Raw genomic sequence first — 15,569 nt, 5'->3', positions numbered from 1 at the left:
TATGCTCTTATTTTAACACAAGAAAAAAGAAAGGACGCTTTCTTTTAAATTATCTGTCTCTTAGTCTCGATCTCATTAATTTAAAGACAGAATAAAAAATAAAACGAACACATTTTATGTGTCCGTTTCATTCTTAAGATAACGTTCAGAAAAAATAAATCAAAACGAAAATCATCAAAAAACAGCCCAAACTATAAATTATTTTAAATTTAGGTTCTCGGGTTTTGTGTCTGAAGAGCTGCATCCCTAACAAACCGCCTAGTCCTCCGCCAAATAGTCCTAGCAGTAACAAGCGTTTCTCAGGAATCCGCCATTGGTGTTTTTGGGCTTTTCTTTTATCCCACCCCATTAAAAGAAACAGCCAACTATTTAGGATAACAGCATAACCGATCCCATAAAAAGGGTCAAGCATGGTTTGCAGCATTTAAATGTGCGATTTCTACAATGACGTCTGTTGCTTTCTGCATACTTTCCACTGCTACAAATTCATAGCGGCCATGGAAATTTTCACCGCCTGCAAAAATGTTCGGTGTTGGCAATCCCATGAAAGATATTTTTGATCCGTCTGTTCCGCCACGAATGGCTTCAATGATCGGTTCAATACCTAGATTTTTCATTGCTTGTTCAGCAAGGTCTACTACAGTCATATCTTTTTCGATAATTTCACCCATATTGTAATAAGAATCATTCAAGTCAACAGTAACTCGCTCAGCATTGTAAGCTTTATTTAGTTTTTCAGCAACACTTAAAATGACTGCTTTACGTTCTTCAAATTTAGTACGGTCATGATCACGGATGATGTATTCCATACGAGCTTCTTCAACTTCTCCGGTCAAGCCTAATAAATGATAAAAACCTTCTCTGCCTGCTGTCTTTTCAGGAACTTCATTTTGCGGCAGTGCTGCATCAAAAGCTAGCGCTAATTTTAATGCATTGATCATCGTATCCTTAGCTGTACCGGGGTGCACATTTTTCCCTTGGATAGTGACGATCGCTGAAGCCGCATTGAAACTTTCGTATTCTAATTCGCCTACAGGACCGCCGTCCATTGTATAAGCGAAATCGGCATTAAAACCTGCCACATCAAAACGATCAGCTCCAATTCCAATTTCTTCATCTGGGCCAAAAGCTACACGAATATCGCCGTGTTCAATTGAATCGTCTGTAAGTAAAATTTCCATAGCAGTCATGATTTCAGCAATTCCAGCTTTATCATCTGCGCCTAGTAACGTTGTTCCGTCTGTTGTGATCAATGTTTGACCGATATAGTTTTTTAAATTCGGAAAATCTTCTGGAGATAAGATTACATTTTGTTCTTTATTCAAAACAAGTGTTTCGCCGGTATAATTTTCGTGGAATTGTGGATTCACGTTTTCAGCATTAAAATCAGCGGTATCCATATGGGCGATGAATCCTATTGTCGGTACTGTTTTAGCCGTATTGCTTGGCAACGTTGCTGTCACATATCCATTGTCCGTATTATAAGCAACTTCTTTTAAACCCAATTCTTTTAATTCAGCCATCAGTGTTTTGGCAAACTCTACTTGTGACTGGGTTGATGGAATGGTTGTACTATTTTCATTAGAACGTGTTTCTGTTTGAACATAGCGAACAAATCGCGGAATTAAATTTTTATACATTTGACAGACTTCCTTTCCATAATAAAAATAAACGAATGGGTACGATCCGTTATCATAAAAACACCAAAATTGTGATTAAATGAATTGATAAGGATCGGTATTCAGATTAGATTGGATAATTTCTAAATCCCAATCCATTTCTTGGCTCCATTTAGTAAAGAGCTGTTGCAGCTCTGCTTTGCAAACACTCTCAATATGGTGCCCTGGGTCAATGACAGACAACCCTTCTGCTAACATGTCATGAGCAGTATGGTAGTAAACATCTCCAGTAATATATACTTGAGCTCCTTTTTTGATAGCAGCAGGATAAAATTTTCCGCCATCTCCGCCGCAAATCGCTACGCGGTGAATGAATTGAGACGCGTCATCGGTCACATAGCGCAACCCTGTAACGCCAAAAACACTTTTTATCTTTTCAGCAAAATCTGAAACTGAAAGAGGTTCCGCTAAGTTCCCTACTCGTCCTAAACCATATTCATCAACATAGTTCTCAATTGTATAAATATCGTATGCAGGTTCTTCGTAAGGATGAGATGCAAACAAAGCCTGTTCGATCTTTGCAGTTAGTCTTTTGGGAAAGACTACTTCGATTCGTGCTTCATGAACTTTTTCAGCTTGACCCAATTGTCCAATCGTTGGATCGGCTTGATTTACCGGTGTGAAACGTCCAGTACCTTCGACCGTATAAGAACAATCTTGGTAATTTGGTCCTATTTTTCCTGCGCCTGCTTTTGTTAAAGCAGTTAGTACTTGTTCTTGATTTTCCACTGGCACAAACACAACTAAATTTTTGTAACTTTCGCGTTTGGTGACGGACATGATTTCGGTATTGTTCAAACCAATCGCTTTCGCTAACCAGGCATTCATTCCATTTGTTGCTACATCTAAGTTCGTGTGAGCTGAATATACGGCTATGTCGTTCTTTAATAACTCAGCATACATTTTATTTTGAGGCTGATCGGTTACCAAGTTTTTAGCAGGACGAAACAGCGGCGGATGATGAGAAAAAATCAAATCCACTTGTTGTTCAATGGCTTCTTGCACGACTTCTGGGCGAACGTCTAACGTAACCATCACTTTTTTGATGGGTTTAGCTAACGTCCCAATGGCTAACCCGATTGGATCTCCCTCTTCTGCTAAGTGCTTTGGTGCAAATGTTTCGAATTTATTGATCAAGTCATTTCCGTAAATCGTTATCATCTTAACAGCTCCTCAATGTTATCGATTCTAGCTTTAAAGCAGTTCATTTTTGCTGATTGTTCAGTAGCTGACTTAGATAAATCAGCTAAAATTTGTGTATTTTTTGCTAATTCATTTTGCCATTTTTTAATAAAGAGCGGCGATTTTTCTTTCCTTAAGTGAAAGCCAAAGGCAATATCAGCTTCGGTCGCAACGACTGGAAGAAAGTTAGCTTTTTCAGCAACCATAATTTCATATAGTTTGCCGCTTTCTTCTAATAATGCTTCGTGCATCATTTGGTAACCATGCTTTACCAACCAGGTCCTTAACTCTGCTTCGTCTTTATTAGGCTGTAAAATCAAGCGTTCTTTGCCGGTTAACTTTTTCAGCTGTTTTCCTTCTTCTAAAATAGAGGCGATCAAGGCACCACCCATGCCGCAAATAGTAATAGCTGTCAGCTGATCGCTCTCTGGATCAATAATCGTTAAGCCGTCCCCTAAACGTACGGTGACCATTTTTTGTAAACCTAAACGCTCCACTTGTTTAGTCGCGATTTGAAACGGGCCTTCAATAATTTCACCAGCAATAGCTGATTCAATTCTACCTGCAGCAGCAAGCGCACAAGGCAAATAGGCGTGATCCGAACCAATATCGGCTAAGCGAGCTCCGGGTTGTACATAGCTAGCAGCTTTTTCTAAACGCAACGACAATTTTTTTGTATCCATTTAGTTGGTGTCACTTCTTTCTTTGTAATAAAAATTATTCTAAACTTCTAAGGTTATGAACCTTTAAAAAAGTCCTCATCCATTAAATACCCTTCAGCTGCTTCTTTTGTTTTAAAAATTCCTTCTATTTTATCATTAGGAAGGGTCACCGACCACATGGGATTATCGTAAATCAATCGTAAGACATCGCCTCTTTGATCAAACCATAATTCTGAGTATCCTTCTTCATAACCATCAGCTGTTTTTTTCAAATAAGCAATGGCTTTATCCACTAATTCACGAATGGTCTTCTCATCCGCATCCCGGATGGATAAATAACCTTTATCTGTTTCTTCTTTAGGCAAATAACCGGCATAAACAAAAGCATTGCCATTAGGGTGCAGAAAACGGATTACCATCGTTTTAGCTACTGCACTGTCTTCAAAATGGTAGTTGATCCGATTTAAAGAAACCGGTGCAGCTGTTAATTCTGGATACTCTTCAAAAAGAGCTTTTTTTTCTTCAAATGATAACATAGTATCTCGTCCCTTCGTTCGTTCAGTCATACTTTTTCATTATACCAGTTTTTTAGCGAGTATGCTGTAGTAATACCGACAAAAAAAGCCAAACAAATGCGACTCCATCTGTTTGGCTTTGATGCTTGGTTTATTCTAAAAAGTCTTTCAATTGTTTTGAACGACTTGGATGACGCAATTTACGTAAGGCTTTGGCTTCGATTTGACGAATCCGTTCTCTCGTTACGCCAAACACTTTACCCACTTCTTCTAATGTTCTCGTACGGCCGTCATCTAACCCAAAACGCAACCGTAAGACATTTTCTTCACGATCAGTCAAAGTGTCCAATACGTCTTCTAATTGTTCTTTCAATAGTTCGTAAGCAGCATTTTCTGCAGGACTTGTTGCATCATGGTCTTCAATAAAGTCGCCCAAATGTGAATCATCTTCTTCACCAATCGGAGTTTCTAAAGAAACAGGTTCTTGAGCAATTTTTAGAATTTCACGAACTTTTTCAGTTGGCAAATCCATTTCTGCTCCAATTTCTTCAGGAGTTGGTTCTCTGCCTAAATCTTGCAGCAATTGACGTTGGATACGAATCAATTTATTGATGGTTTCCACCATGTGTACTGGAATTCGGATCGTACGCGCTTGGTCAGCGATGGCACGCGTGATTGCTTGACGAATCCACCAAGTGGCATAGGTTGAGAATTTAAATCCTTTAGTGTAATCGAATTTCTCAACAGCTTTCATTAGTCCCATGTTTCCTTCTTGAATTAAATCTAAGAATTGCATACCCCGACCAACATACCGCTTAGCGATACTAACAACTAAACGCAAGTTAGCTTCTGCCAACCGTTGCTTCGCTTCTTGGTCACCGACTTCAATTTTTTTAGCTAACATAACTTCTTCAGCGGCAGTCAGTAAATTGACACGGCCGATTTCTTTTAAATACATTCTGACAGGGTCATTGATTTTCACTCCTGGAGGAGCAGTCAAATCTTCTGGTTTTTCTGCTTCTTCTTTGCGTTCTTTAGCAAGCATCTGACGCACTGTTGGACCGCCGTCGTCTCCTACTACGCCAATTCCGGCATCTTCCACTTGTTGGATCAAAGCGTCCATTTTGTCAGCATCCAATGTATACGGAACAGCTAATTGATTCGTTAATTCATCGTAATGAATGGTTCCTTTTGGTTTATATTCTTTAATTAATGCCTTTATCGCATCTTTATAAGATAATGTTAGTCCTTTTTTTTCTTCAGCCATTAAAAAATGCCTCCCTTTTCAATCTCACTTTATTCTTACTTAATCAACTGTTTTTTAATGAACGCGATAAGTTTACGACTTCAATCATTAATGTCCGAAGTTGGGCTTGATCGCCTCTTCGGGATGCTTCAGTCATCGCTTCCTGCTTCTCTTTTAACTGAGATTGTAAAATAGATTTTCTAGAAATAACATCAATGTAATCCTCGATTTCTCGTGCCGTCATCTCTTCGCTGACCGACAATAGTTCGATTTCAACCAACTTGCTTTTTAAACTGGATTCTTTAACAAAATCAATAAATGCTTCAATAGATGTATCACTTTGGGCATGATCTAAAAAGCTCTCATACAAAATATACAGCATTTGGTAATCGTCATGAACAAAATGAAATTCATTGGGTAAATTTTTGAGTTGTATCCAAGCTTCTTCAAAATGAAACAGGCGATTCAACAATAATTGTTCTGCACGTTCCGTTGAATCAATTTTACGCCGTTGGTTTTGAACTTGCGGAAATGTCGTTGAACGAATTTCAGGACTACTAGGTGTATTCCGTTTCGTTTCTTTAGCTCGTTCATTTCGTTGTTCGTAAAAATATTTTTGGAATTGTTCTTTCAAAGAGTCCAGCGACACATCAAATTCAGCGGCTAATTGTTTGAAATACATTTCTCGCTCAACTGCTGAAGTAATGGTTAGCATTTCTGTTAAAATCTTCTCAATATAACCTAAACGTTCACTTTCATTGGCCAAGTTCAAAGATCGTCTAAAATACCTCATTTTAAAGCCAAACAATGTCGTACGTCCGTGCGATAACAGTTCTTTAAATGCTGCTGCGCCGTTTTCTTTAATAAAATCATCCGGATCCATTCCTTCTGAAAACGATAGGATCTCAATATCGAAATCAGTTTGTTCAGAAAGTAAATCAGCTGCTCGTTTTGCGGCCTCAATACCAGCATTGTCACTGTCATAAGCGATCAACACATGATCGGTAACCCGATCCAGCATATGGATTTGCTCATTTGTCAGGCTTGTTCCCATTGAAGCGACTCCATTTTGAACTCCAGCTTGCCAAGCCGCAATAACGTCCATAAAACCTTCAAACAAAACGACTTCTTTTTCGCGACGAATAGCAGCTCGGGCTTTATCATAATTAAACAACACATTACGTTTATTAAATAAATAAGTTTCTGGACTGTTTAAATATTTAGGGCCGTCTTCATGATCGTCTACTTCAAAGATACGACCAGAAAAAGCTACGACTTTTCCTTGTTGATTGCGAATAGGGAAAATAATTCGATTGTAAAAGCGATCCAATAATTCGCCGTTATCTCTTTCAACAAATAATCCCGATTCTTTTAATAGAGTCGGTTGATAATCTTTTCCAATTAAGTATTGGTGCAACATAGTTCGTTCCCGCGGTGCAAAACCAATACCAAATGTTTCAATGACTTCTCGTGTCAACCCTCTATCGGTTAAGTAGGCTAAAGCTTGCTCGCCGATTTTTGTGTTGAGCAGGATATGATGAAACAGTTCTAGACTTTCTTCATGAGCTTTTAAAAGGAGCTCTTTTTTTGAATCTGTTGCTTGTGGATTTGTGTTCCGATCATTGATGAGTGATTCCTCTAACTCGATTTGGCTGATTTCAGCAGTTTTAATCACAGCTTCTGGAAAACTTAACCCATCCACTTCCATTAAAAATGTAAAAACATTTCCACCACGACCACAGCTAAAACAATGAAAAATTTGTTTTTCTTCTGTCACAGAAAACGACGGAGTTCGCTCATCATGAAAAGGACAAAAACCAAATAGATTCTTACCTTTCTTTTTAAGTTGTACATATTGACTGACAACATCCGTAATATTTGTTGCTTGTCTAACTTTATTGATGGTTTCTTCCGGAATCATCATTGCCAAGCCATTCACCTCTTCAGTCAAATACAAAAAACTTTCATCTCTCTATGAGCGCAAGTAGTTAAGAGTCGCACCCAATAAAGAAGTGCGACCCAGTTATTTGCATTTATTCATAGACAGAACTCTACATAATTCATTGTAACACAGAAAAAGCCCGGAAACAACTAGTTAGCTTCTGGGCTGACAGCTTATTAAAAAAATAAAATAGGCCTTATGCGTCTTTCTATTTCATTCCGATTAAGGACTCAGTCTATCCCAATGGTTAATTGTTATTTCTTAACTTTGTCATTTTAGCAACAAAACTTTGACGTGTATTCAAAGCTTTCCATACAATGTGGGCCAGGCTAAAATCAACCATACTATGGATAACTGTACCCACCCCAACCATTAAAAATACGGATCGTAAGAAACCTTGGCTGTAATCTGCTTCCGTCATAGTTCCGCCAAAATAAAAGAGTGCTACAACAAAGACTTCTGCAACAGCGTGGAGAATACCGATCATCAGTGAATACAGTTGTGTTTTGATGGGAGAATTCATTAGGCCAGGGTCTTTTTGCAGCCAGTAAGCTCCCACCCCAGCAAATAGTACATGGGTCAAAGCTCTTAATGAGATCACTAATGGAAACCCGCTAATCAAAAACCCGACTGTCGTTCCTAAAGCAACAGAGACAGCCATCATCGGTGAAATAAATAAAGCAATAAAAATAGCTACATGGCTTCCTAACGTAAAAGAAGCCGGTTCTAAAATAATTTTAACAGGAGAAATAATGGGAATCAAAATACCGATTGCTACTAATAGAGCTGAAATTGTTAGCTTTTGTACACGTTCGTGTTGCATATAAACCTCTCCTGCATCGTTATAATTTACATGTGTCAAGACACCTGTATAAACCATATTATAATGCATTGAAAAGAGATGTCAAGACAGCTAGTTATCTTGATATAAAATACCTAATTCATCCAGTTGTTGTTTGATCCGCATAAATGTTTGTTTATCTTTACAAGCGATTGTGTGCAAGTGAACACCTGCTGTTAACTCTGATAATAAATTTGCATTTGTCTTATGAATGCTTTTTAAAAATAGATCGGCATCGTGACGTGAAGCAATGTTTAATTGCCCCGTTAACTCACCATAAATAGGATGTTCGACAACGACATCAATCAGCTCTCCTCCATTATCCACCACCGCATAAAGTTCATGCTGAGTTTCAGCAGCTGTATGTGCACAAGCAAGCTGCCCTAAATAGCGTTGTTCAGTTGTGGAGAGTTTATGCAGAACGTATCCTTTAGGCGTTGCTGTAATGGTCACTCCTGAAGCGCGGATCAACGCCACATCGCCTACAATAATTTGCCGGCTGACTTGTAATTGTTTTGCTAAAGCAGTCGCACTGACCGGAGTATTTTCTTTTTTTAAAATAGCCACGATTTCATTTCTTCTGTCTGATGGTTCCATCTGATCCAATCCCCTCTTCCCAATTTTCGGTTTTTAGTACACTATTTTCAGTATACATAAAGTTGAACTAAAAAACCCAGCAGCTCCGATTTAAGAGCAGCTGGGTCGCTAGATGAAAAAGCATTATTCCAGTCGTTGAGCAAGCAAACTGTCTAGAAAGGAAAACGCTTAGCAGGCGATGCTTGCGTTCGTTTTAATTTTTCGGATCTTCGATTATGGATAAAAGAACGAATAAAAAAGCTGTAAAAACTAAGCAGCATAGCACCATAAATAAGCGATCCGGCTAAAACGGTATACTTATCCATCGAATCTCCTCCATCGTGTTGGTTTTTTGAAAACAACAGATCTATTTTAATAAGCTGATTATACTAAACAAACCCATGTAAAGCTATCTTTTTTAATTTTTTTTAATTTGCAAACTGTGCTTCATATAAACGTCGATAAGCTCCATTTAAAGCCATTAATTCCTCATGACTTCCTTCTTCAGCAATTCCTGTTTCGTTTACGACAACAATGCGCGTAGCGTGTTTAATAGTGGCTAGACGGTGAGCAATGATCAAAGTCGTTCGTCCTTCTGCTAAAGAATTTAAAGACTCTTGAATCCCTAGTTCTGTTTCGGTGTCCAAAGCAGAGGTAGCTTCATCTAAAATTAAAATAGGAGGATTTTTTAAAAACATACGCGCAATAGATAACCGTTGTTTCTGCCCACCTGATAATTTTACTCCGCGTTCCCCGATAACAGTATCTAGGCCCTGCGGCATATTTTCAATTACTTGATCTAAATGTGCCAGCCGTGCAGCTGCATTAATTTCTGTTTCGCTTGCGTCTAATTTGCCATAACTGATATTTTCGCGGATACTGCCTGGAAATAAAAAAACATCTTGTTGAACAACACCAATTTGTCTTCTCAAAGACTCCATGGTAACATCACGGATATCTGTTCCGTCAATGGTGATTTCTCCTTGGTTGATTTCATAAAAGCGCGGCAATAAGTTGCAAAGTGTGGTTTTTCCGGCTCCGCTTGGTCCGACAAAAGCAACGGTTTCCCCTGCTTTAATAGACAAGCTGACATTGTCTAGTACCTTTTTAGAATCTTCATACCAAAAAGAAACGTGTTGGTAATGGATATCTCCCTTTACCGTCTGCAGCTCTTTAGCATCAGGTTTATTTTGAATAGCGGGCTTTTTGTCCAATTCTTCAGTAAAGCGGTTGAAGCCTGCAATTCCTTTTGGATAGCTTTCAATCATCGTATTCACTTTCTCGATAGGACGCACAAAAATATTAGCCAATAGAATAAACCCAACAAAATCTCCATACGTTATTTCTCCGCGAATGGTATAAAATGCACCAAAGAATAAAGCAAACAAATTAATCAAACGAATTAAAAAGTAATTATAAGAAGAACTGATTCCCATCATCTTATAGAACAAAATTTTTGAACTGCGATAAGCTTGATTCAGTTTTTCGAAACGTCCAGCTTCATACTCTTCGTTAGCAAAAGCTTGGACTTCACGAATTCCGCTGACTGAAGCTTCAATTCCTGCGTTGAATTCTCCAAGGTTCTGGTAAATTATTGTATTTACTTGGGTCATTCTTTTATTGAAAAATACCAATGCAATCGTAATGAAAGGAATCATGATAAAGGTAGCAATCGCTAATTTGACATGAATCGTCAACATCAATATAAAAGCACCGGTCAAGGTGATAAGAGTAATAAAAATATCTTCCGGTCCGTGGTGGGCCACCTCAGAAATCTCAAATAAATCAGTGGTTAAACGAGCCATCAGTTTACCGGTTTTTTTATTATCATAGTAACTGAATGGCTGTCCTTGTAGATGAGCATACAGCTCTCGACGCATATCTGTTTCAATATTGACTCCCAATTTATGCCCAAAAAATACGACAACATATTGTAACGCTGTGTTGATCACATAAAAGAATAATAGCGAAAGCGATGCAGTGACGATCAAGGCCCAGTTTTCTGAAGGCAATAAATCATCAATTACGCGGTTAACGACGATCGGAAAAGCTAATTCTAAAACCGCAGCTAAAACAGCACATGAAAAATCAATTAAAAATAATTTTTTATAAGGACGGTAATAACTAAAAAAACGTTTTAACATAAAATCCCCCTTTATACTTTATTCTATTCATTATATGCAATCAGCAGCTCAAAAGAAAGGCTAAATCTCTTTCCCTTTAACTGTTCTGCTGGTTTTAAAGAGGTTCAATCTTTTTTACATTCTTTTTCTCTGCTTTATCGATCCCTTTAGAAGCGAGAAACTCGAGCAAGACGACCACTTGGTTGTGCTCAACATCTTTGGCAGCGTAAACCAACGTGACGTTTCCTTTTTTCAACTGTTTTCTGATCGTTTCAACAAACTCATCGCTGTTATGGTTTTCTTTTAACTCTGCTAAATAATCTTTTTTGAATTGATCGAATTTTTTAGGATCGTGATTAAAAGCTTTACGCAGCTCCGTTGAAGGTGCAATTTCTTTCTCCCACTCATCCAAGTTGGCTTTTTCTTTTGATAGGCCTCGTGGCCAAATGCGATCCACTAAAATACGATAATGATCAGCTTTTTCTGCTTCTTCGTACACACGCTTCATTCTTAACATAACTATTCCCTCCGCTCGTTTTGATTTTTTTAGGAAAGCAAAAACTCCACTAAGGAAAGCATATCCTTAGTGGAGCAAAAAGTAAAAGATTCAGTTCTACTTAACGATCAATTGATCAACACTTGCAAAAGAAAGCGTCAGTTGAGCGATTTTCATCAATAAAGCCAACCGGTTATTTCGAATTCTTTCATCATCTGCCATAACCATATTTTCATCAAAGAAAGCATCTATTGCGGGATGCAAGCTTTCCAATGCTTGATACTTGCTTTCCATATCTAGTTGATGGAAGTCCGTTTCTATTTTTGCCACACGCTCAGACAATTCTTTTTCCGAATGGGTTTCAAACAAGGTTTCATCGACTCTTGGAACGGTTCCTTCAATCAATTCTTTGCCTTTTTTAGCTAGATTCAATACCCGTGTCAATGACTCGATTGTTGGTTTGAATTGAGTATCTTGAAGATGTTGCTCTAAAATACGTCCCACTTTGACCATTTCGATCAAGTCTTCTTGATTGGATTGCAAAGCAGCATCAATAACATCATGACGAATTTTTTCATTGAGCAGCAATTGGCGGATTCTTGCTTTCACAAAATCAAGTACCTCTTTACCGCTTTGTTCATACCCTTGGAGTAATTCTTTAGAAGTGGTTCGTAAACTAGTGGCCATGTCTCTTCTAAGCGTATTGAGTGGGAAGAACCATCCTTGGGCTTCAACAATACGGACAATACCAAACGTTTGGCGCCTTAAAGCATACGGGTCATTAGAACCGGTCGGAATTTTTCCGACTGCAAAGAAAGACATGACACTATCTAATTTGTCCGCAATGGCTAATACTGCACCAACAGCGGAAGTAGGCAACTCGCCTTCACTCGAAATTGGCATGTAGTGTTCACGAATGGCTTTTGCTACTGCAGGCGATTCTCCTTGTAACAAAGCATACTTCTCACCCATGATACCTTGCAGTTCTGGGAATTCACCTACAACGTTCGTTACCAAATCAAATTTATAAATTTCTGCTGCCCGGTTTAAATCAGCTGTTTCTTCATCGGTTAAACCTACTTTTTGGCCAATAATTTGAGCAAATGAACGAACACGCTGCATTTTGTCATAAACAGACCCTATTTTTTCATGAAAAGTAACTTGAGTTAAACGTTCAACACATTCTTGAATGCTCAACTTCTTATCTTCTTCAAAAAAGAAATTAGCGTCATCTAACCGAGCAGTTAAAACTTTTTCATTTCCTTTTGCAACATTCTCAATGTAGTTCGCATTGCCGTTCCGTACGGAAATAAAATAAGGCAGCAATGTACCAGCCTGGTCCGAAACATCAACATAGCGTTGGTGATCCCGCATGGAAGTGATCAGCACTTCTTCTGGAAGTTTTAGATACTCAGGATTGAACTTGCCGTAAAAAGCTGTAGGGTATTCAACTAAGTTGATGATTTCTTCTAATAAATCAGGGACAATAGTGACTTTCCATTGGTTTTCTTTTGCAATAGTTTCAATTTGAGAAACAATCAGCTGCTGGCGTTTAAAGCTGTCAGCAATCACGAATTCTTTTTCTAAATTGGCTTCATAGTCCAGAGCGGTTGCAAAAGTTGTTTCTTTTCCTAAAAAGCGGTGTCCACGGCTCGTATTAGAAGTTTCAATATCCAATAAACGGAATGGGATAACTTCTTCGTCTAACATAGCTGTGATCCAATGAATCGGACGAATGTATTTGAAATGATAGTTAGCCCAGTTCATGCTAACTGGAAAAGTCATTGAGGTAATCACTTCGTGTAATTTAGATAAAATATCTTTAGCTGCTTTCCCAGCAATAAATTTGTCTACATGAACGTATTCGATCCCTTTTAGTTCTTTAAAATAGATATCCTCGACAGTCATTCCTTGTCCTCTAGCAAATCCTATAGCAGCCTTGCTCCAGTTTCCCTCAGCATCTAAAGCTATTTTTTTTGCTGGACCTTTAGCAGACTCTTGGATATCTGTTTGTTTTTCAGCAAGATCTTTAACAATGACAGCTAGTCTTCTAGGTGTTGAGAAAGATAAAACTTCGCCGTAAGTTAAGCGGTGGTCGCTTAAAAACCGTTTTATTTTTTGAGTAAGTTGTTGACTAGCCGGTGTCACAACATGTGCTGGCATTTCTTCTAGTCCAATTTCTAATAATAAATTTTTCGTCATCTTACTTTACCTCCTCAGTTGTAGCCTGGTTATCTCGAAGCAAAGGAAAACCAAGTTTTTCACGTTCTGCTACAAAAGCACGGGCAATAGCGCGTGCCATCTTACGAATGCGGGCTAGGTAACCAGCTCGTTCCGTTACAGAAACGGCTCCTCTAGCATCAAGCAAGTTAAACGTATGGCTGCATTTTAATACGTAATCATATGCTGGATGTACCAAGCCTGCTTCAATCTGGATCGTCGCTTCTTTTTCGTATTCATCAAATAACATCAACAGCATTTCTTGATTGCTGTTTTCAAAAGCATAGGTTGAATGTTCGTACTCAGGTTGAATGAAAATTTCTCCATATTTTACACCTTTCGTCCATTCGATATCGTATACACTGTCTACTTCTTGGATATAAGAAGCCAAACGTTCTAAACCATACGTAATTTCGCTGGTTACAGGATAACAATCTAGTCCTCCGACTTGCTGGAAGTAAGTGAACTGTGTAATTTCCATTCCATCTAACCAAACTTCCCAACCTAAACCAGCACAACCCATTGAAGGATTTTCCCAGTTGTCTTCAACAAAACGAATATCATGTTTTAATGGATCAATTCCTAATAAAACCAAGCTTTCTAAGTAAAGTTCTTGAATATTTTCAGGTGAAGGTTTCATGACAACTTGAAATTGGTGGTGTTGAAATAAACGATTAGGGTTTTCGCCGTAACGGCCATCAGCTGGACGTCTGGATGGTTCTACATATGCTGCATTCCATGGTTCTGGCCCAATGGCTCTTAAAAAAGTATAAGGACTCATGGTGCCGGCGCCTTTTTCCGTGTCATAAGATTGCATTAATAAACAACCTTTATCAGACCAATAATTTTGCAATGTTAAAATGATTTCTTGAAAAGTTAATTTTTCTTGATTCATCTCACTCACTCCTTTAGTTTTTATGCCTTTTTAAGTTAAAATAAACAAAAAAGTCCCTATGCTGACGTTTAGATCAGCATAGGGACGATTTATCATCGCGGTTCCACCCTAATTCTAGCTTCGTTAAAAACTAGCATCTTTGTTGGACAGCTCAAGAATGCCTTTCAAAATCTCTTCTATCTTTGGCTCACACTATCCCAAATTCGCTGAATTAGATTACGAGAAATCTACTTTTATTTCTTTCAACACTGTTTATTTAATTAAACTCATCATATCCTTTGAAGGAAGCACTTGTCAATCTTTTTTTAAAGCCATTCAGTCAGTTTCGGGAGGATCCGTGCGTTTTTCGGTAAGCATGTTTCCCCATGTGTGCATTTGATCAATAAATCGTTTGCTTTTTAATTTTATCCCAACCGATTCATCGTAAATCATATCCAAAACCGTCCGAATCTCACGTTTTGTTTCATCTTTTACATTAATGGTCCCTAATTTATCCATTGACACAACCGAAAAGAGCCTTAGGAAGTAAATAGCTCTTTGACTGGCGTGATAGCGGTGCTGATCTAACCCCCAATGTTCGCGGCAAAGCAATCCGCCGTAACTGCCTGAATAATCAAAAGGCCCTGTTGTATTGCCGCAGATACGACAGCCCCGCCATTCAGGAGCCACACCAAAATAAGGTAGCACTTGAACTTCAAAAATATTTACTAAAATTTCGGGATCGGTACCTTCGTCAATTTCAAACAGCAGTTGTTTGATCTTATGAAAGAGTGTTGGATCTGGTCGACCATCTTCAAGAGCAGCATCCGCTAAACTTAAGATATAGGTTGCATAAGCATTTAAAAAGATATCCGTGTGCAAATGATTTAAATGAACCAAGTCTTTAGCATCGCGGATAAAACAAAGTCCTTCGTCTTTGATATCGGCAATATAGGTAGCGGTAGTGAAGGGTAAAACAGCTGCTTTTAACTTGCTGTTAGCCTTTCTGGTTCCTTTAATGAAAAACATGCGTTTGCCATAGCGTTCTGTAAAAATTTTGACTAAACGATCATTTTCCCGGTAATTGCGTGCAGAAATGACGATACCTTCTGTATCTTGTAACTCAGCCACTCCTAGACCTCCTTTCATTAAAAAACAGGATAGAAAAGAAAACCTCACCAAAGTGAGATTTTCTTAGTTCAATACATCCGGT

15 protein-coding genes are annotated in these 15,569 nt (G+C 38.4%); all 15 read right to left on the bottom strand.

What is annotated here, in order from left to right; translation table 11 throughout:
* Nucleotides 1-145 precede the first annotated feature (145 nt).
* The 15 genes from NY10_RS02835 to recO all read right to left on the bottom strand — a co-directional run bounded on the left by NY10_RS02835 (nucleotide 146) and on the right by recO (nucleotide 15,487).
* Nucleotides 146-349 (bottom strand): DUF1294 domain-containing protein, encoded by a 204-nt coding sequence (locus NY10_RS02835; RefSeq protein ID WP_442857135.1) that lies wholly within the window; start codon nucleotides 347-349, stop codon nucleotides 146-148.
* A 55-nt stretch (nucleotides 350-404) separates the two neighbouring features.
* Entirely contained in the window at nucleotides 405-1,640 is a 1,236-nt protein-coding gene (pepT, locus tag NY10_RS02830; protein ID WP_058918570.1) for a peptidase T, read from the bottom strand.
* Between the two features lie 75 nt (nucleotides 1,641-1,715).
* On the bottom strand, nucleotides 1,716-2,837 hold the full coding sequence (locus tag NY10_RS02825; protein WP_376821381.1) for a Nif3-like dinuclear metal center hexameric protein: 1,122 nt from the start codon (nucleotides 2,835-2,837) through the stop codon (nucleotides 1,716-1,718).
* Nucleotides 2,837-3,544, bottom strand: coding sequence for a tRNA (adenine(22)-N(1))-methyltransferase (locus NY10_RS02820; protein ID WP_058918568.1), 708 nt, complete (start codon nucleotides 3,542-3,544; stop codon nucleotides 2,837-2,839). The genes NY10_RS02825 and NY10_RS02820 overlap by 1 nt, the downstream gene beginning before the upstream one ends.
* 53 nt (nucleotides 3,545-3,597) lie before the next feature.
* Nucleotides 3,598-4,059 (bottom strand): hypothetical protein, encoded by a 462-nt coding sequence (locus tag NY10_RS02815; RefSeq protein WP_058918567.1) that lies wholly within the window; start codon nucleotides 4,057-4,059, stop codon nucleotides 3,598-3,600.
* Nucleotides 4,060-4,189: 130 nt separating this feature from the next.
* Nucleotides 4,190-5,305, bottom strand: coding sequence for an RNA polymerase sigma factor RpoD (gene rpoD, locus NY10_RS02810; RefSeq protein ID WP_058918566.1), 1,116 nt, complete (start codon nucleotides 5,303-5,305; stop codon nucleotides 4,190-4,192).
* Nucleotides 5,306-5,348: 43 nt separating this feature from the next.
* A complete protein-coding gene (gene dnaG / locus NY10_RS02805) occupies nucleotides 5,349-7,208 on the bottom strand; it encodes a DNA primase (RefSeq protein WP_231726784.1) in 1,860 nt (619 codons plus the stop codon).
* A 265-nt stretch (nucleotides 7,209-7,473) separates the two neighbouring features.
* A complete protein-coding gene (locus NY10_RS02800; RefSeq protein ID WP_058918564.1) occupies nucleotides 7,474-8,049 on the bottom strand; it encodes a hypothetical protein in 576 nt (191 codons plus the stop codon).
* Nucleotides 8,050-8,139: 90 nt separating this feature from the next.
* Entirely contained in the window at nucleotides 8,140-8,664 is a 525-nt protein-coding gene (locus NY10_RS02795) for a transcription repressor NadR (RefSeq protein WP_058918563.1), read from the bottom strand.
* 152 nt (nucleotides 8,665-8,816) lie between these two features.
* On the bottom strand, nucleotides 8,817-8,969 hold the full coding sequence (locus NY10_RS12570) for a hypothetical protein (RefSeq protein WP_156413259.1): 153 nt from the start codon (nucleotides 8,967-8,969) through the stop codon (nucleotides 8,817-8,819).
* A gap of 102 nt (nucleotides 8,970-9,071) precedes the next feature.
* Nucleotides 9,072-10,787, bottom strand: coding sequence for an ABC transporter ATP-binding protein (locus NY10_RS02790; protein WP_058918562.1), 1,716 nt, complete (start codon nucleotides 10,785-10,787; stop codon nucleotides 9,072-9,074).
* 94 nt (nucleotides 10,788-10,881) lie between these two features.
* On the bottom strand, nucleotides 10,882-11,283 hold the full coding sequence (locus tag NY10_RS02785) for a DUF488 domain-containing protein (protein WP_058918561.1): 402 nt from the start codon (nucleotides 11,281-11,283) through the stop codon (nucleotides 10,882-10,884).
* 96 nt (nucleotides 11,284-11,379) lie between these two features.
* Nucleotides 11,380-13,464, bottom strand: a complete 2,085-nt coding sequence (gene glyS, locus NY10_RS02780; protein ID WP_058918560.1) for a glycine--tRNA ligase subunit beta — start codon at nucleotides 13,462-13,464, stop codon at nucleotides 11,380-11,382.
* Between the two features lies 1 nt (nucleotide 13,465).
* Nucleotides 13,466-14,377, bottom strand: a complete 912-nt coding sequence (glyQ, locus tag NY10_RS02775; protein ID WP_058918559.1) for a glycine--tRNA ligase subunit alpha — start codon at nucleotides 14,375-14,377, stop codon at nucleotides 13,466-13,468.
* 315 nt (nucleotides 14,378-14,692) lie between these two features.
* Nucleotides 14,693-15,487, bottom strand: coding sequence for a DNA repair protein RecO (recO, locus tag NY10_RS02770; protein ID WP_058918558.1), 795 nt, complete (start codon nucleotides 15,485-15,487; stop codon nucleotides 14,693-14,695).
* Between the last annotated feature and the right edge of the window lie 82 nt (nucleotides 15,488-15,569).

Source organism: Carnobacterium sp. CP1 (assembly GCF_001483965.1).
In the GTDB taxonomy this organism is placed as follows: Bacteria; Bacillota; Bacilli; order Lactobacillales; family Carnobacteriaceae; genus Carnobacterium_A; species Carnobacterium_A antarcticum.
The sequence above is the reverse complement of the archived record's forward strand: the minus strand, read 5'-3'. Positions and strand labels throughout refer to the sequence as shown.